The organism is Winogradskyella sp. Asnod2-B02-A, assembly GCF_045063645.1.
GTDB lineage: Bacteria > Bacteroidota > Bacteroidia > Flavobacteriales > Flavobacteriaceae > Winogradskyella.
Genome location: NZ_JBEFOG010000026.1, coordinates 996,909 through 1,013,928, shown reverse-complemented (window position 1 = coordinate 1,013,928; position 17,020 = coordinate 996,909). Strand labels below are relative to the sequence as shown.

The following is a 17,020-nucleotide window of genomic DNA, read 5'->3' as shown; positions in this document are numbered from 1 at the left end:
GATCGCTAATTTAGTTTTCATTAGAATTTATTTGTCTAATGGTTGGAAGACCATTACCTTGATTTTTTTGAATGTAATTTATCATTTCTTCTCTTACATTACAACGTAAATTCCAAATATCAGATGCGTTTTTTGCACTAAAAGTAGCTCTCAATTCCATAGTAGTTTTATCTAAATTGGTGACTAAGAGATCAGCCACATTGCAATCCCATAGTTTGTTGTTCTTTAAAATTTCTAAAAGTTTTTTTCTAAAATCACTAATGGGAAACATATAATCTACATGAAAAAAGACAGTTCCAATGAGTTCTTGAGAACTAAATGTCCAGTTTACGAAGTAGTTGTCATTAAAATAATTAAGAGGTAATACAAGCCGTCTCCAATCCCAAGTTTTAATAACTACGTAGGTGAGTGTTATGTCTTCAACGGTACCAAATTCTCCTTCTATCACCACTTCATCATCAATTTTAATAGGCTGTGTAAAGGCAATCTGAAATCCAGTAATTAAATTGGCTATTGATTTTTGAGCGGCTACACCAGCAATAATTCCTATCACTCCAGCAGAAGTAAGTATGGTTGTACCTACTTTTCTTACCGAAGAGATATTCCATAAAATAGCGGCAATTGCAAGTGTAATTATAATAACAACAGTTAGATTTTTCATAAAACGTAACTGGGTCAATACTTTTCTTTCTTTTACTTTATGGCTATCATTAATGGTGAATTTTTGTTTTACAACTTCTTCTATGGCATTTAATGAGGCAATAATTAGCCAAGAGAAATTAATGATAATAAGACTTTCAACACATTTATGCCAAAATGAATTAAGATCAAGAAAATTAAAGGCACTGAAAATAAATAGAATTGGAAAAAGAAACTGGGACGGAATTTTTAAATGTTTAAGCAGTTGGGCTTTTAAAACAGTTGGTTTTCTACGATTAGAAATTTTAATGATTAAAAAGATAATCCATTGTAAGAGTAAGCCAAACAAAATTGAGCCAAGGATTACTAGAATATAGGTAAACCAAGATTCTAATTCCAATGATGTTTTAAATTGGCTGAAATCCATATTTTTTGCTAAATCTATTGCTACATTTTTCAATTTAAAATGACTTGGGTCATGGCTTTACTAAAAATTTATTTTCCATTGAGTACAGCCAATATTTTTTCGTTTTTTGATAGGATTTTATGTGTGTAATTATAACCTATTTTAAAAATAGCATCGACATTATTCATTCCAAAAGTGCTATATTTTACTAGTTCTTGCGGATTTATAACCAAATCGCAATCCGAGAATTTTGATATAGATTCTGCTGCAACTTTTATTTTATAAGCGCGCTCTACAACCGAATATGAATGTTTTAAATCTTCAATGACAACAGATTTTAAAGGATTGACATAAACGCCAATAATTTTATGACATGCATCTTTTAATGGTTCTACAGGGAAGTTGTTTAAAGTACCTCCATCTACATAGTACTTACCATTAATTTCGGTAGGTGTAAAGACACCAGGAAAAGAGGCTGAAGCGATAATAGGTTTAATAACTTCACCAGAGCTAAATATTTTTGAAGTGCCATCTATAATATTTGCTGCTGTAACAAATAATGGTTTTTTTAAAGCACTAAAGTTATCTTCAGGGAAATAGGCTTTAAGATCATCGTAAAAGTTTTCAGAATTTAAAAATCCTGGCTTATTTCGCGCATATCTATACGTACTAAAAATAGTTATGGTTTTAAAAAAACGTAAAATTTCTGACCAAGAAAAGCCTGCAGCATATAAACCACCAACAATGGCACCTGCACTAGTACCAGCAATATGTGTTGGGAAAATATTATGTTCTTCTAATGCTTTAATCACACCAATATGAGCCGCTCCACGAGCGCCTCCTCCAGATAGTACTAATCCTATAGTCATTTTGTGATTTTAGTTGGTTTAAACAAAGGTATTGGGTTGATTATTAAAGAATAATGATATAAATCAGTTTGTTACAAAACCGGACTAAATACTTTGGCAATGCCTTCTTTTAATCGCTCTGTTTTAGGTCTTTTTAGATATTGTTTGTAATCTAATGGTTCACTTTTTTTACAATCTTTTAAAAAGTCTTGCTTCAATTCCGAAGTAATATTACCATCGTAAATTAAAACGTTGACTTCATAATTCTCTTCAAAACTTCTAATATCAAGATTTGCCGTTCCTATAGTTGCAAGTTCATCATCTGAGATAATCACTTTGCTATGTAAAAAACCATCAGGATATAAGTAGATTTTAACGCCTGCTTCTAGTAAATCTTCAAAACTTGAGCGCACTGTCCACTTCACCAAAAGACTATCTGAATTTGTGGATAATAGTAATCTAATATCTACACCACTCATTGCAGCAACTTGTAAAGCTTCTTTTAAAGCTTCGCCGGGAATTATATATGGATTGGTTATATAAACATATTTTTTAGCGCTATTAATTATTGAAAAATAATGCTGGTGAATAGAAGAGAAGTCAGAGTCTGGTCCGCCAGCAACCACTTGCGCAATAGAATTTTTATTAGTGGTATGTTTTACTAAGTATTGCATATTTAATAAGTGGTCTGTACCACTAGCAAAACTCCAGTCCATAGCAAAAACGGCTTGCAGACTGTTAACTACATTGCCTTTTAATTGTAAATGCAAATCGTACCAATTCCCTAAAACAGGATCACCAGAGATGTATTTATCAGCGACATTAATACCACCTGTAAAACCATAAATGCCATCCACAATAACTATTTTTCTATGGTTTCTGTAATTTATAGATGAAATAAGTTTACCAAAATGCATAGGTAAAAAACCATAAACTTCTATGCCTTCTGCTTTAAGGCTATTAATATATTTATTACTCAGTGATCGGCTTCCTAAGGCATCATAAAGAAAACGTACTTCAACACCTTCTTTTACTTTCTGTATTAAAATGGATTTAAATTTTTCAGCTAAATCGCCTTCTTCAAAAATATAATACTCAATATGAATGAATTTTTTAGCCGTTTTCATGGCCGAAAAAATAGCTTTGAATGTCGATGAACCATTTTTTAAAGGAATTAATTCATTTCCAAAAGTAGGAGCGAAGTTAGAACCCTTAGTGACCAGCTTAACTAGTTTTAAGTGGTTTTTAATGGCAATAGGGACATTATTTTTTTTATATAAAGGATCGTTGTTTTCAACCTTTTCTAAATATTCCGAAATGGCCTTAGTTTTCTTAAGGGTATAGAATTTATTTTTTTTTCGGTTTCTGCCAAGTATAAAATAAAACAGCATACCACCAACCGGAATTGTGAAAATGGCCAGCAACCAAGCCAAAGTTTTTGTGGGACGTACACCATAAAGTAACAATCTGCCCATTAAAACGAATGCCATAAGAAAATATATAATTAGAGCTATCGTCATAATTTTAAATTGTATTAATTTTTTGCAACAATTTCGAATTTAATTAATCCGCCATCTATAGTTGCTTTTTTTAAAACACCATTTTTGTAGTAGTAAATATTTTCTCGTCCTTTTGAATTAATTTTTTTATACCGATGATTTCCTAATGGTTTTATGGTATTAAAACTTCCATCTTGTTCAGAATAACACTTTTCTATATGTTTTGGTTCTTTAAAATAAAGTTGAATTGTTGCATAATTAATAGAGTCTGTTAAGGTTTCTTTGTCTTCACCATCTTTTATAACTTGATAATCTGAATTATGCCATAATGTATGCGTTTTGGCATGTGGTTTTTCATTTACGGTAATATCTACATTAGAGGATTCTAACATGTTGTTTTCAAACGCGACATCATATTTGTAATTTACCTTAACTTCTTTTATAATTCGAGTTTCAATAGTTGTAGAACTTTGATAATAGATCATAGAGTTTTTGAAAGTTTTAGTAGCGTTTAGACTTCCAATTACGTTTCCATTATGTACCACATCAAAATAGAGGTTTTTTTCGGTAGAATTTTTACTGCCTACCAATAACATAAAACAACTAATCCATATTAAGGTTTTAAAAATCTGCATTGATGTGTTTTTTATTTTTAGCAAATTATAGTATTAAATAAAGCTATGAAATGATTAAAGTCATTTCGCTATAGTATTATTAAAAGCCAATTGAATAGTGCAAAAAAGAGTGGTGACATTGTAGTGCTGTTATTTCGTTTCTAACTATTCAATATATCAGAAGGAATGACACTTGTATTATAAACAGCAAGCAAGATAAAGACTGATTTAGGTCATGTTTATTTTTATTTGTGAATTGTAATTTTACATCAAAATTTGAGCACTCACCTTTATACATACAGATGAAAGATTGTATTTATATTTTTTCTACAAAAACAGTACACCTCATTAATACGTTTATCCTAATATTATTATGTAGCAATTTTTTATATGCACAAGAAAGAAAGATGAGTATTTCTGAAGCTTTAGAGATTAGCTATAGAAATAACGAAAATATAAAACGCTATACAGAACGAGTTGAGCAAAAGAACTATGAGGACAAAGCGGCAAAAGGTAATTTTTTACCCTCTATTAATTTGCTTGGAGGTTATACTTATTTAAGCGAAAACATGGAGATAAATACGTCTCAAGTTCAAAGCTCTTTAGATGATTTGGGCGGGAAATATGGTGCTGCTTTTATACAGGCTTATGGAGATCAGATAGGTCTATCAGGAGTATCTGCAGAAAGTGCATTTGGTACTTTAGTAGGCGTTTTAGAGCAATTTCCTGCATATCCTAATGTCATTGTAGATAACCAACAGATTTCAACTGCAGCGATAACCGCAACACAACCCATTTTTACTGGTGGAAAAATTATTGCAGCAAAGCGATATGCAAAAGCAGAACTAGAATCATCTGAAATAGAATTGAAGCAAATTAAAGAAGAAATTGCCCATGAGCTTATAGATCGATATCTCACTGTGGTTTTGTTAAAGCAAGTCATTAAAACACGTGAGCAGGTTTATGAAGGAATGTTAACACACAAAGCACAAACAGAACGTGCCATTGAATTAGAAATACTGCCCAAACATGTGTTGTTAAGAGCGAAAGTAGCCGTTGCTGATGCGGAAAAAGATCTAGAGAATGATAAAAATAAATTAAAATTAGCAGAATTAGCTTTGCGCACCACGATGAATCTATCAGATACAATGCCACTTAAAGTTATGGATAGTATTGGTTACCAAAACCTCAATTTTGATTTTAATAAGCTTCTAGAAACAGCGAATACAAATCAACCCATGTTAGAGTTAATTGACCAAAAAGAAATTATGGCTAAACAGTCTTATGCTTTAGAACGATCTAAGTTTATGCCCAATATTGCTGCTTTTGGGACTTACAACATGTTTCGTGAAGATTTGCCAATTATTCCTCCAAAATTCATTGTTGGTGTACAAGCGCAGCTTAATATTTTTAATGGTTTTAAAGATGTGAATAAATTAAAAGCCAGTAAACATTTACAAGAGGAAGTGAAAAACGCAAAAGCTTATGCATCACAACAAATTAAATTACTTGTTGAAAGCAATTATATGAACACGCTTAACCAACAAAAATTATACAATAGCCAAATAACTACAGTAGAACTCGCCAAAGAAAATCTTAGAATTAATACCAGACGTTTTGAAGAAGGTCTTGGGAAATCTATTGATGTCATTGATGCTTCTTTGCTCTACGAAAAATCTAAAATAGAACAGCTTGTGGCTCTAGACGGTTATTACAAAGCTATCGCTAGTTTGTACAGTGCTATTGGGCAACCAGAAGAAATAATTCCAATTATTAGTAACCAACTATTACCATGAAAAAATCGTACATTATATTAACCATTCCGATACTAATTATAATATTCTCAATTGTGTATTTTTTAGTTAGGTCTAATACACCTGAACAAGAGATATATGTTGGCATGCTTGAAACTACAGAGATTAATGTATCATCAGAAATTCCCGGACGTGTAAATTCTATTTTAATAGAAAAAGGAAGTTCTGTGAAAAAAGGGCAAGTTTTGGCAACACTAGAAGCTGATATTTTAGATGCTAAAAAAGGACAGGCAGAAGGTATGGTAAAAGCAGCACAATCTTTAATTGAAAAAGCAAAAACAGGTGCACGAAAAGAAGAGGTGAGTGCATTGCAGAATCAATATTTAATGGCTAAAAGCCAGTTTGATTTTGCAGAAAAAAGTTATAAAAGGTATCAAGCTCTTTATGCAGATAGCATTATTTCCAAACAAGAAATGGATGAAGTACAGTTTAAGTATGATGCTGCAAAAGAACAAATGAATGCCGCAAAATCCATGTGGGAAATGGGTAAAAAAGGGACGAGACGAGAAGATATTAAAGCCGCACAAGGTAGTTATGAAAGTGCTCAAGGTGCTTATAATGAAGTTGAAGCCTATTATGATGAACTAGATATAATTGCACCTAAGTCTGGCATTATTAGCAATCAAATAGCAGAAGAAGGTGAGGTTATGACTTCTGGTTATCCGATTGTAACGATACAAATCCCAGAAAATATATATGCTATTTTCAATATTAGAGAAGATAATTTATCTGATTTTAAAATGGGAACGACGCTAAAAGCTAAAGTGCCAGGTTTAAATAATGAAATGGTAAATTTTAAAGTCACCTACATTTCACCTATGGCAGATTTTGCAACTTGGGTGCCTATTAAAGCAAAAGGTGAATATGAATTAAAATCTTTTGAAATTCATCTAAAACCACAAGAGCGTATTACCGATTTACGACCAGGAATGTCTATTCAAATTATTAAATAAACAGCGCCATGAAATGGTCTGTATACCATATTTTTAAAAGGGAAATGATGAGGTTGTCTCGGCAAAAATCGGCTAGAAATCTTTTTATCATAATACCTATTGTTGTTTTTCTTTTACTAGGTTCTATTTATTACAAAGGCGCATTAAGAGAGGTTTCAATTGCGGTTTACGATAATGATAATAGTGAGTTGAGCAGAACTTATATTCGTTCGTTAGAAGCGTCTCCTAATTTAGATATTACCTACTATATGTCTTCCGAAGACGATTTGGAAACTGTATTTGTAAATAATGAAGTTCAAGGTATCTTCTACATTCCTAAAGATTTTCATAAAGAAGTGCTTAAGGGAAATGCTGTGCAGGTAAAGATATATACCAATTCTACCAATATTGTTTTCGGAAATCTATTATACAAATCTGCAGCAGAAGTAACACAACTAATGAGTGCTGCTGTAGTGGTTAAAAATATGGCACCTTTAGGTATTAATCCAGATAAAATATTGGGTACTGTAATGCCAATAGATATTAACACTAAGGTTTTAGGGAATCCTCAGTATAATTATGTTTACTACCTCTTACCTGGTTTGGCAACCGTTTTGTTACAAATGATTATGTTTTTTGCAGCTTCAAGAGCGTTTAATAATGAATGGAAATTAGAAACATACTCAGATTTATATGCCATGGCAAATGGGAATATATTAGCCATCATTTTAGGTAAATATTTAGCCTTTATGGTATTTGGACTAAGCTTATGTGGTTTCCTTTTTGCAATTGTTTTTCCCATTTTTGGGATTACTATTTATGGTAACATCGGTTCTCTTTTAGTATTGCTATTGCTTTTTCTTACCGTTAATATTTTTCTTGGTTTTGGTATTTCACTGCTTTTTAAAGATGAAATAATAGCACTCGACATGGCTATATTTTATAATTCACCAGCCTTTGTGTTTAGTGGTTTTACATTTCCTATTTGGGCTATGCCTTGGTTTAATAGCTTGTATGCACAAGTTATTCCCTATACGCACTTTTTAACAGGTTTCTTAAAAATATACCAACTAAATACACCATTCAAATTTATAGTGCCCGAAATAGAGAAGTTACTAATTTTTCTTGTTGTTGGTGTTTTTCTAATGAGTATTGGACTTATTATTAATAGAAAGAATGTTTTTCTTCAACCTAAATTGAGTACAATATGAACCTTAAAATCATTTGGGAATTACTCAAAAAAGAAGCGACCTTAGTCTATAACGATCATAGTATTTTATTGGCTTTGTTAGCTGCGCCTTTACTTTATTTTGCACTTATGGGTTCTACTTATTTTAATAAGGATGAAGAAAATGTAAGTGTAGGTGTTGTTGATTTAGACCACTCACAAAGCAGTAAATCTTTTGTAAATAAACTAAATGCTACCCAAAAAATAAACATAACGCATAGTTATATTGATTTGGTTGAAGCTAAAAACGGATTTTACAGTTTTGATGTGCAAGGCATAGTAGAAATTCCTAAAGGATTTGAAGAAAAATTAATAGCAAAAGAAAGTACACCAATTGGCTTAATTCTTAATAATTCTAAGTTTCTATCTTCTAACGATATTAACAAAGCGGTTAATTTGGTGGCTATGGAATATGCCGAGAACTCTCGTCAAAAGTTTTTTGAATCTAAAGGCATAAATCCATCATTGGCTCAGTTAAAGGCTCAACCTATAACTGCGCAGATTAATGCAATTTATAATCCAACCAATAATTATGGTAATTTTTTATTGCCTGCATTGTTTATTCTTATTTTACATCAGACGTTGCTTATTGGTATGTCTGAAAGTGTGGCTTATGACCGAGAAGAAAATCTGCTAAAACGTAACTTAGAAGAAAGTAATTATAGTTTTCTCAATTATATTTTTGGTAAAACAGGCTTTTATCTGTTACTGTATTTTGCTTATTTGTTACTTACTTTTTTTGTTGTATTTCCCATTTTCGATTTGCCGTTAAATGGTAGTTTGTTTACGTTGATAACAATTTCTTTCTTGTTTTTTATGGCGACCATATTTTATGGATGGTTTGTGTCTTCTTTCTTTAAATCTCAAGCTAGAGTTATGGAAATAATGGCTTTTACATCTTATCCTGTGTTTTTAATTACCGGAATCACATGGTCTTTTAAAGATATGCCTCTGATTTTACAATATATTTCGAATTTAATTCCATTAAAACCTTATTTCGAATTTATAAAGAAACAAACTGTAATGGGTGTTGATAGTAGTTTATATAATTCTGAAATTGTTCATATTCTCCTTTTACTACTAGTTGGTTATGTTGCTGCTTTATTGAGATTCTCTTATCTAAAGAAGAGCGTTTTAGAAAAAAAACCTAGACTGATTTAGGTCATTTAGGTTAGTGTAATGGTATCTTAATTTTGTGTAAAATCTTTATAAAAAATAGATATTATGGAAACATTACAAGAAAAAGAGCAGAGCACTGCAATGCCAAGAATTGGTGATGCAGCTCCAGAATTTAAGGCTGTTACAACTCAAGGAGATATAGATTTTCCGGAAGATTATGCTGGGAATTGGGTGATTCTATTTAGTCATCCAGCAGATTTTACTCCAGTCTGTACTTCAGAATTTATAACATTTGCGCATCTAGAAGATAAATTTAATAAAGCCAATTGCAAATTAGTAGGTTTATCAATTGATGGATTGTATAGTCATATCGCATGGTTAAGAACCATTAAAGAAAAAATAGAGTTTAATGGTATGAAAAATATTGATGTCAAGTTTCCATTAATAGAAGATATCTCTATGGAAATTGCCAAAAAATATGGCATGGTGCAGCCAAATGAAAGTAAAACGCAAGCCGTAAGAGCTGTGTTTTTTATAGACCCAAAAGGTATTATAAGAGCAATTATTTATTATCCATTAAGTTTAGGTAGAAATTTTGATGAAATTTACAGAGCTTTAATTGCTATGCAAACTGCAGATGCCTTTAACGTTGCGACTCCAGCTGATTGGAATCCTGGTGATGATGTTATTGTATCTCCGGCAGGTTCTTGTGGTGTGGCAAAAGAAAGAATGGATAGTAATAATGAAGACTTAGACTGTAAAGATTGGTTTTTCTGTACTAAAAAAATGGACAAGGCAACTGTTTTAGATAAAATTCTAAAGAAACAATAATTCAGAATTTTAAAATGTATTGAAACAAAAAAAGTAGGAAATGATATAATTCATTTCCTACTTTTTCATGAAGCTTAGATAATTAAGCAATCTCTACTTTTTTTGGTTTATGATTCTTAGCATCTGCTTTTTTCAGTAGATTAAAACTAAGAATACCATCTTTGTATTTTGCTTTAACATCTTCTTCTTTTACAGAATCTGGAAGTTGTAATTTTTTTTCAAAAGAGCTATAACTAAATTCTTTACGAGTATAGTTGTCGTCTTTTTCTTCTTTAGAATTTGAACTTTCTGCTGTAATATTTAAACATCCGTCATCAATGGTGACATCAAAATCATCTTTTGCATAACCAGGTGCAGCCAATTCTACCTCAAAGGCATCATCAGTTTCTTTAATGTTTAAAGCTGGTTCGTCCAGATTCTCATTAAATAATTGTCGGTCTAGGAAATTGTCATTATCAAAAAAGTCTGATGTAATAAGTTTTCCCCAAGGTCTTCTACTAAATTTTACTAGTGACATAATTTTATAATTTAAGTTAAACAATTTATTTACAGCTAAATTATAATGAAACATACATTTTGAAAATGATCTAGGTCAGAAGAGAAGACGTTATTGTTAAGAGTTTGTGAAAATTTACAATCAATAAATACATCTTTAATTGCAATTATATTATTCAATTATATTTATAATATGAGGCTTATCTTTGCATTTAATGTTGAAATTATACGAGCTTCAACTTATATCATTTATATTAGAAATGATACGTAAGGATGTCTTTATTCGTAGAGTGTTAATATTTATGAAACACTAAACTTAAAGGACGTAATTTTTAGTATCTTATTTCGACTAAAACTCAAAAAGAATAAAGCTATGTTAACGTGGAAAGACATTATCAATTTTTCGATTAAAGGAAATCCAAAACCAGATCGTAGAGTTGAAAAAACGGAAGAAGAATGGCGTGCTATTTTAACTCCAGAACAATTTAGAATAACGCGAATGGCTGGTACAGAAGCTCCAAATTCTGGAGCCTTATGTAGCAGATACGATGCCGGAAAATACAATTGCGTTTGTTGTGATACACCATTGTTTGATTCTACAATTAAATTTGAGTCTGGTACCGGATGGCCTAGTTTTTCGCAGCCTATTAAAGAAAATGCAATTAAGTATATAAGAGATACATCATTTGGTATGCTTAGGGTAGAAGTACAATGTAATACATGCGATGCACACCAAGGACATGTTTTTCCAGATGGTCCAGAACCGAGTGGTTTAAGATATTGTATTAATTCGGAGTCTATGGTGCTTCAATCTCAAAAAGAAGAAAAAGAATAGAGAACGGTAAAAAAATGACATTAAAACTTAATATAAAAGATAGATTTAATAAAGAGCTTCCAGCAGATCCAATTCTCGAGAATAGCAGGAGGCAAGTGAGCGAAGCTTGTTTTTCTTTTGTGACACCTAAAATTCCTAGTAATCCTTCGTTAATTCATGTGTCTCTAGAAATGTTGAATAATCTTGGACTAACAAAAGAGGATAGTGACTCTAAAGATTTTTTAAACTTAGTGACAGGAGCAGAAGTTTTTCCTAACACTAAGCCATATGCCATGTGTTATGCTGGTCATCAGTTTGGTAATTGGGCAGGACAATTAGGTGATGGTAGAGCCATTAATTTAGCTGAAATAGAACATCATAATAAACATTGGGCATTGCAATTAAAAGGTGCAGGCGAAACACCATATTCTAGATCAGCCGATGGTTTAGCTGTTTTGCGTTCATCAATTAGAGAATATTTGTGTAGCGAAGCCATGTTTCATTTAGGAGTACCAACAACAAGAGCTTTGTCGTTGTCATTATCTGGCGATCAAGTATTGCGAGATGTTATGTATAATGGAAACGCAGCTTATGAAAAAGGTGCTATTGTAGCGCGAGTATCACCATCATTTTTGCGTTTTGGAAGTTATCAAATTTTTCCATCTAGAGGAGATGTGGATACCTTAAAAACGCTAGTTGATTATACCATTAATACACATTATTCACATTTAGGAAAACCATCAAAATCGGTGTATATCGCCTTTATGAAAGAGGTTACAACCCGAAGTTTAGAGATGGTAATCCATTGGCAACGTGTTGGTTTTGTGCATGGTGTAATGAATACCGATAATATGTCTATACTTGGTTTAACTATAGATTATGGACCGTATGGTTGGTTAGAAGGCTATGATCATGGCTGGACACCAAATACAACAGATAATACACATAAAAGATATAGTTATGGTTCGCAAATGCAAATTACACATTGGAATTTATTTCAATTAGCAAATGCCATATATCCATTGGTAGAAGATGCAGAACCTTTTGAAACGATTTTAAATAATTTTCCTAAAGAAGCGGAAACAGCATATAGAAATATGATGCGTTCTAAATTAGGTTTAAAAGTTGAAATTGAAAGTGATAGTGAATTAATCGAAGAACTAGAAAAAGTGCTGCATGCATCTGAAACCGACATGACTATTTTCTTTAGAAATCTATCAAATTTAAAGAAAGCAGAATCTCAAGATTGGTGGACCATTATCAACAATGCTTTTTATAAAACCAATGAAATAACAGTAGAAGTAAAAGACCTTTGGATGCATTGGTTTAATAATTATGGTCAACGCTTGGCAAAAGAGAAAATCTCAGACGATGAGCGTAAAGCTGAAATGAACAGTGTAAATCCTAAATACGTACTTCGTAATTATATAGCTCAATTAGCCATAGACGACGCAGATAAGGGAGATTATAAGTTAATTGATGAGCTATTTAATTTGCTTAAAAAACCTTACGATGAGCAACCAGCATCAGAAAAATGGTTTGCTAAAAGACCAGAATGGGCTAGAAATAAAGTAGGCTGTTCTATGCTGTCTTGTAGCTCATAATAAAAACTGAATTATAAAAAATAACATTTTTAACAGAAAAAGAAAACAATGACAAATTATAAAAAAGCATATATAGCAGGAGGCTGTTTTTGGGGAATGGAGGACCTATTTAGAAAACAACCTGGAATAATAGATACAGAAGTGGGTTACCAAGGTGGAGAAAATGAGAATCCAAGTTATAAATATCATCCTGGGCATGCAGAAGGCATAGAATTAACTTACGATCCTAATGAAACGTCTTTTAAGAAAATTTTAGATTATTTCTTCAGAATGCACAATCCAACAACTGTAGATCAGCAAGGCAATGATAAAGGTTCTAGTTATAGATCTGCTATTTTTTATCAAAATGAGGAAGAAAAAGCTATAGCAGAAGAGATGATAAATCTAGTTAATGCTTCTGGTAAATGGGATGGTGACGTAGTTACAACTTTAGAACCATTCTCTCCGTTTTGGCCAGCAGAAGAAAATCATCAAGATTATTTGGTTAAAAACCCAAATGGTTACACGTGTCATTTTTTAAGATTTGATGAAAGTTTTATAAAAGAAGACAAATAACATAAATATTGACTAAGTGATAAACTCAAAACATATAGGATTAGGAACTGCAGCCATTGGCAGACCACTTTATATAAATATTAAACAAGATGCTAATACTGAGCCATTTTCTTTGTCAACTTTCAAAGAAAAAGGAATGGAGGTGTTGGAAGATGCTTACAATAAAGGGATTCGGTACTTTGATACCTCACCTGGATATGGTATTGCAGAAGAATTGTTGTTACAGTGGTTAAAAACTAAAAATGATCCAAGTATTCAAGTATCTACAAAATGGGGCTACACTTATGTCGCTAATTTCAATCCAAATGCCACACAGCATGAGGTTAAGGAGCACTCATTAAGTAAGTTGAATGAGCAATGGGAATTTTCTAAAGCGCTATTGCCTTATTTAAAAGTGTATCAAATTCATTCTGCTACTTTTGATACAGGTGTCCTTGAAAATGTTGAAGTTTTAAATCGTTTGCATGAATTAAAGCAAGAGCATAATATCATTATAGGTTTAACAACTACAGGTGCAAACCAGACTGAAGTATTAGAAAAAGGGCTTTCCATTCAGATTGAAAATGACCCGTTATTTCAGTCTTTTCAGTGTACTTATAATGTTTTAGATCAAAGTGTTTTTAAATATTCTGAAGTATTAAAAAGCCTTAAAGGACCATTTATAATTAAAGAAGCTTTAGCAAATGGTAGATTAATTCCTAATAAAAATTTCCCGCAATATCTTAACCTTTACGATTTAATGAATCACTTAGCAAAGAAGTATAATGTCGGAGCAGATGCTATTGCTTTGAGATATTGTATAGATATTTTTCCGGACGCATTAGTATTAAGTGGAGCAAACAACGGTGTGCATTTAGCGGCTAATTTAAAAGCAGATCAATTCTCACTAACCAATTCAGAAATAGAAGAATTAAGCACTTTTGGAATTTCAAATAATAACTATTGGAAAGAAAGAAAAGCGCTAGCATGGAATTAAGAGGTTATATATAAAGCTAAGAATTAGTTTAAATTAAAGTTACATTATGAAAGCAATTTGGAATAATAAAGTCATCGCAGAAAGCAATAATACCGTGGTTATTGAAGGAAATCACTATTTTCCTGAAGAGAGTTTAAATAAAGCGTTTTGTATATCTAGTGATTTAAAATCTACATGTGCATGGAAAGGGGAAGCGTCTTACTATTCTCTAGAGGTTGATGGTAAAATAAATAAAGATGCGGTTTGGTATTACGAGAATCCTTCAGAAATGGCTAAGGCCATAAAAAATCATGTCGCGTTTTGGAGAGGTGTAGAGGTAACTAAATAAGTGGTGTTTTAAAGGTGTAATTGGAGCATCATAACTTATAATGAAGAGCATTAGTAAGATAGGATTTGGTGGAGGATGTCATTGGTGTACAGAAGCCGTATTTCAGTCCCTTAATGGAGTAGAAAATGTGCAACAAGGTTGGATAGCTTCAAATGGAGATAATTCTAGCTTTTCTGAAGCTGTAATTGTAGAATATAATGTGACTATTATACCAATAGAAGTATTAATTGAAATTCATTTGCATACACACAAAAGCACTTCTTCGCATAGTATGCGTAAAAAATACCGTTCTGCAATTTATGTTTTCGATGAAAATCAAGAAATTAAAATATTAGAGGTACTTAAAACACTTCAACATAAATTCAAAAATAAACTAGTTACACAAGTGCTTGTGTTTTCTGAATTTAAACCATCTAGAGAAGAGATTCTGAATTACTATTATAAAAATCCCGAAAAACCGTTTTGTAAAACATTTATAAATCCAAAATTAAAGATACTCTTAGAAAGTTTTAGAAACTATACCGACTTAATTAAAACAACACATTTAAATTTTAAAGAATTATGAAAAGCAGTAAAATAGAAATTAAAAATAGTAAAGGTTATACATTGGCTGCGCATTTAGAATTACCACCAAATCAAAAGCCAAATTACTTTGCTGTTTTTGCACATTGCTTTTCATGTACGAGTAATTTAAATGCAACCCGAAATATTTCAAGGGCATTAACAGCGCATGGTTTTGGAGTTGTTAGATTTGATTTTACAGGTTTAGGTAGAAGTGAAGGGGAGTTTTCTGAAAGTCATTTTTCTGCAAACGTAGAAGATTTAATTGCTGTGAATGATTATATCACAGCCCATTATAAAGCTCCTAGTTTGTTAGTGGGACATTCTTTGGGAGGAGCAGCTGTAATTGTTGCGGCATCAAAATTAGAAAATATTAAGGCCGTTGCTACAATAGGCGCGCCAGCTGCTGTAGATCACGTTACACAACATTTTTCGCATGCTATTGATGAGGTTGCAGACAAGGGTGAAGTAGAGGTAAATATTGGTGGGCGACCATTTAAAATTAATCAAGATTTTATAAAAGATTTTAGTAAAACTGATTTACCAACCATAACCAAAAATCTACGTAAACCAATACTTATAATGCATGCACCTTTTGATACAATTGTGAGTGTAGATAATGCACAGCAATTATATAAAAAAGCGATGCATCCAAAGAGTTTTGTGAGTTTAAATGATGCCGATCATTTACTTTCAAATTCAAAGCATAGCGCATACGCAGGAAGCATGATTGGAGAATGGGTTAAATTATATTTGCCAGAATTAGAAAACGAAATGTTAAGTACCGAAGGCGAACAATTAGTCGCGCATCTTAATTTAAAAGAAAATAATTTTACAACGCAGATTCAGACCAATAAACATACTTTTATTGGAGATGAACCAACTAGTGTTGGTGGAGATGATTTTGGTCCATCACCATACGAATATCTAAATGCAGCCATTGCCACGTGTACAGCTATGACTTTAAAATTGTACGCAGAACGTAAAAAATGGGATTTACAAGAGGTTTATGTTTATATCTCTCATCAAAAAAAGCATAGTGATGCCTTAATGTTAGATGTTGAAAAACCTGGATACCTAGACCATATCTCAAAACAATTAAAATTTGTTGGTAACCTAGACGAAAAACAGAAGCTGCGATTAAAGGAAATAGCATCTAAATGTCCTGTGCATAAAACGGTGGCTAGTGAAGTCATTTTTAATACAACGATTTTAGAAGTATAATTGTAACAAACATAAAAACATTTATGAATATTACAAATGCTATTAAGTAGTAGTCAGTAATAACAACAAGATGTTTTTATTGTTTAGTAAATACTCATTATAAAAGAATCTCACTTTTTCTTTAAATTCAATTGAGTCATTTGGAGGTGATTTTTACTTTGTTTTTGGAGACAAATAATAAAGCAATACCTGTTAGTTGTTTTCCGTGTTGTTTTAATTGCTTTTGGTTTTAATGGATAGTATTTCTAAGGTCTATTCAAAAATTCATAATTAGATAAAAATAAGGGGAGTTTATTAAAGCCTAATACCAATATTTCGGATTAAATGTTGGTATTTATATTAAGTAAAAAGATATAAAAAGGAAGGCGGAATTTTAAATAAAAAGATCTTTGTGTTTTCATAATAATAGTATATTTTTATCAAAAATTTTTGAGTAAACTTTTTTTTAGTTTATTGTAATTCAATATTTTAAAAAATATTTTTAATAAATGTCTATAATTGCACTGGTAAAGGTGTGTTAAGGGAATTATAGA

General features: G+C 31.6%; 17 protein-coding genes. 12 read left to right on the top strand and 5 right to left on the bottom strand.

Features of this window, described 5'->3' with window-relative positions; genetic code table 11:
* Positions 1 to 10 precede the first annotated feature (10 nt).
* The 4 genes from ACJJVO_RS07935 to ACJJVO_RS07920 all read right to left on the bottom strand — a co-directional run bounded on the left by ACJJVO_RS07935 (position 11) and on the right by ACJJVO_RS07920 (position 4,027).
* Positions 11 to 1,099, bottom strand: a complete 1,089-nt coding sequence (locus tag ACJJVO_RS07935; RefSeq protein WP_405572579.1) for a mechanosensitive ion channel family protein — start codon at positions 1,097 to 1,099, stop codon at positions 11 to 13.
* A gap of 35 nt (positions 1,100 to 1,134) precedes the next feature.
* Positions 1,135 to 1,914 (bottom strand): patatin-like phospholipase family protein, encoded by a 780-nt coding sequence (locus ACJJVO_RS07930; protein WP_405572577.1) that lies wholly within the window; start codon positions 1,912 to 1,914, stop codon positions 1,135 to 1,137.
* A 71-nt stretch (positions 1,915 to 1,985) separates the two neighbouring features.
* Complete coding sequence (cls, locus tag ACJJVO_RS07925) at positions 1,986 to 3,413, bottom strand: cardiolipin synthase (protein ID WP_405572574.1); 1,428 nt, start codon at positions 3,411 to 3,413, stop codon at positions 1,986 to 1,988.
* Between the two features lie 14 nt (positions 3,414 to 3,427).
* The gene (locus tag ACJJVO_RS07920) at positions 3,428 to 4,027 is read right to left on the bottom strand and encodes a DUF6134 family protein (RefSeq protein ID WP_405572572.1); all 600 of its coding nucleotides are present in this window, start codon (positions 4,025 to 4,027) and stop codon (positions 3,428 to 3,430) included.
* A 386-nt stretch (positions 4,028 to 4,413) separates the two neighbouring features.
* Here ACJJVO_RS07920 and ACJJVO_RS07915 point away from each other — a divergent pair, with 386 nt between their 5' ends.
* From ACJJVO_RS07915 to ACJJVO_RS07895, 5 genes are all read left to right on the top strand, one after another.
* Entirely contained in the window at positions 4,414 to 5,802 is a 1,389-nt protein-coding gene (locus ACJJVO_RS07915) for a TolC family protein (RefSeq protein ID WP_405572569.1), read from the top strand.
* The gene (locus tag ACJJVO_RS07910) at positions 5,799 to 6,773 is read left to right on the top strand and encodes an HlyD family secretion protein (RefSeq protein ID WP_405572566.1); all 975 of its coding nucleotides are present in this window, start codon (positions 5,799 to 5,801) and stop codon (positions 6,771 to 6,773) included. The genes ACJJVO_RS07915 and ACJJVO_RS07910 overlap by 4 nt, the downstream gene beginning before the upstream one ends.
* Positions 6,774 to 6,781: 8 nt before the next feature.
* On the top strand, positions 6,782 to 7,963 hold the full coding sequence (locus ACJJVO_RS07905; protein ID WP_405572563.1) for an ABC transporter permease: 1,182 nt from the start codon (positions 6,782 to 6,784) through the stop codon (positions 7,961 to 7,963).
* Entirely contained in the window at positions 7,960 to 9,141 is a 1,182-nt protein-coding gene (locus ACJJVO_RS07900; RefSeq protein ID WP_405572560.1) for an ABC transporter permease, read from the top strand. Before ACJJVO_RS07905 ends, ACJJVO_RS07900 begins: the two co-directional genes overlap by 4 nt.
* A gap of 63 nt (positions 9,142 to 9,204) precedes the next feature.
* Positions 9,205 to 9,930, top strand: coding sequence for a peroxiredoxin (locus ACJJVO_RS07895; protein WP_405572558.1), 726 nt, complete (start codon positions 9,205 to 9,207; stop codon positions 9,928 to 9,930).
* Between the two features lie 82 nt (positions 9,931 to 10,012).
* Here ACJJVO_RS07895 and ACJJVO_RS07890 read toward each other — a convergent pair whose 3' ends face one another.
* Positions 10,013 to 10,447 carry an Hsp20/alpha crystallin family protein gene (locus ACJJVO_RS07890; RefSeq protein WP_405572555.1) on the bottom strand — a complete coding sequence of 145 codons (435 nt, stop codon included), beginning with the start codon at positions 10,445 to 10,447 and terminating at the stop codon, positions 10,013 to 10,015.
* Positions 10,448 to 10,798: 351 nt separating this feature from the next.
* Between ACJJVO_RS07890 and msrB the strand changes: the two genes are divergently transcribed.
* From msrB to ACJJVO_RS07855, 7 genes are read left to right on the top strand one after another with little or no spacing between them, the layout of a single operon-like run.
* Positions 10,799 to 11,260, top strand: a complete 462-nt coding sequence (gene msrB, locus ACJJVO_RS07885; RefSeq protein ID WP_405572553.1) for a peptide-methionine (R)-S-oxide reductase MsrB — start codon at positions 10,799 to 10,801, stop codon at positions 11,258 to 11,260.
* A 14-nt stretch (positions 11,261 to 11,274) separates the two neighbouring features.
* Complete coding sequence (locus ACJJVO_RS07880; RefSeq protein WP_405572550.1) at positions 11,275 to 12,843, top strand: protein adenylyltransferase SelO; 1,569 nt, start codon at positions 11,275 to 11,277, stop codon at positions 12,841 to 12,843.
* A gap of 48 nt (positions 12,844 to 12,891) precedes the next feature.
* A complete protein-coding gene (msrA, locus tag ACJJVO_RS07875; protein ID WP_405572547.1) occupies positions 12,892 to 13,398 on the top strand; it encodes a peptide-methionine (S)-S-oxide reductase MsrA in 507 nt (168 codons plus the stop codon).
* A gap of 16 nt (positions 13,399 to 13,414) precedes the next feature.
* On the top strand, positions 13,415 to 14,374 hold the full coding sequence (locus ACJJVO_RS07870; protein ID WP_405572545.1) for an aldo/keto reductase: 960 nt from the start codon (positions 13,415 to 13,417) through the stop codon (positions 14,372 to 14,374).
* 46 nt (positions 14,375 to 14,420) lie between these two features.
* A complete protein-coding gene (locus ACJJVO_RS07865; protein ID WP_405572543.1) occupies positions 14,421 to 14,702 on the top strand; it encodes a DUF427 domain-containing protein in 282 nt (93 codons plus the stop codon).
* Between the two features lie 40 nt (positions 14,703 to 14,742).
* Positions 14,743 to 15,267, top strand: a complete 525-nt coding sequence (locus ACJJVO_RS07860; RefSeq protein WP_405572540.1) for a peptide-methionine (S)-S-oxide reductase — start codon at positions 14,743 to 14,745, stop codon at positions 15,265 to 15,267.
* A complete protein-coding gene (locus ACJJVO_RS07855; RefSeq protein ID WP_405572537.1) occupies positions 15,264 to 16,487 on the top strand; it encodes an alpha/beta fold hydrolase in 1,224 nt (407 codons plus the stop codon). Before ACJJVO_RS07860 ends, ACJJVO_RS07855 begins: the two co-directional genes overlap by 4 nt.
* Positions 16,488 to 17,020: the final 533 nt, after the last annotated feature.